This window comes from Paenibacillus sp. 01T422, from assembly GCF_056398785.1.
The window spans coordinates 1-1,376 of the sequence record NZ_JBFTQB010001425.1 but is presented as its reverse complement, the minus strand read 5'-3'; the positions used below and the strand labels follow the sequence as shown (position 1 = coordinate 1,376).

At 40.4% G+C, this 1,376-nt stretch carries 1 pseudogene; it reads right to left on the bottom strand.

The window, feature by feature from the left end:
- Window positions 1-401: 401 nt before the first annotated feature.
- A pseudogene (locus AC1DUA_RS39265) lies at window positions 402-1,376 on the bottom strand (hypothetical protein); the annotation flags it as partial.

Here is a 1,376-nt window from a genome sequence, read left to right as displayed (position 1 = left end):
GTTTTACTCATAGTTTGGTTCACCCCCTTTCCAGAGTTAGAGCATAATATAACTAAGTTCGCGTGCAGCTCTAGTAGCTGCATTGGAAACTAGTAAACGTAAAGTAGGAAGAAAGACACCCACACCAATTTACATTATACATTGGTCGAATAGCGTCGTAAAGAGTTATTTTGTGATATCTGTATGCCTAGTTCTAAACTGGTTAACTCTTTATTATTTGCTTGCTTTCAAAGTATTAAACGCACTGGGTGCGAAAAAGTTGCGATTATTCAAAAAAACTTTTTAATTATTTGAAAGAACCACAGATCAATCCCAACATAAATAAGAATGAATATGTGCATAGTACCTGTATAAACAAAAAAAGAAGGCCAAATGGCCTTCTTTTTAAGCGTTCTTTAATCTTAGTTGTTGTTAGCTGCGCCAGTTACAGTTACCGCAACTACATCGGATTTACCGCTTGGGGATGTGATTGTCAGAGTTCTATAAGATACGTTTAATGTAGCCGTACCTGTTTTGTTACCAAGAACATAGGCTTTGCCACCCACAAGGGCTACTTTAGCAGCTGCATTGTTCGATGTTGTAATGCCTGTAATTGTACCAGTTGGAAGTTTTACAGTGTCGCCAGAAGCGTTTTTAGCTGTAAGTTTAACTTCACGTGCAAATACTTGAGACTTCGTTACATCTTTCAGATCATCAGCAGAGATCTCTTTACCATCAGTACCATAAGTCGATTTAACAACTATGCCGCTGTCACTAAAGTTGAACAATGTTGGAACAGCGTTCACGGAGTACGTTAGGTCGTCTGTTGCGCTAGCAACTGTGATTGTTCTAGTCAACTTGGAGATCTCAGTGCCATTTTTCGTGATTGTTGCAGTGTAGTCTGCTTTTGCACCTTCTTTAGCATCTTCTGTTGTGAACAGTGTGAACTCGTCATTGAATGCTTCGAAGTCACCAGCTGTTTCGCCTTTACCAAATGTCGCAGAAGTGACTTCTTTATCAGCTGGGTCTTTCAAACCGAATGTGCCAGCATCAGTTCCCGTTGCAGTCACTTTCACGTTAACTTGATACTTGTTGTTCGAACCGTCAACATAAGTTGGAGCATTGTTGCCTTGGTTATCTGTGAAGTTAGCATCGTCAAGTACTTGACCATATTGGTCAATAACCGCTAGCTCAATATCAGATGAACCGCCTTTAACAACGGATTTCGCAGGATCTGTTACTACTTTGAAGTGATCAGGTACACGAGCGTCAGCAACGGTGAATGTTTTTGTGGAAGTGCTGCTTGCGTTCGCTGTTGCAATGATTGCTGTAATGGATACTGCACCTTTTGTGTTGTTATTGATTTGGTTCAATTTAATGGAACCTCTGTGCTCACC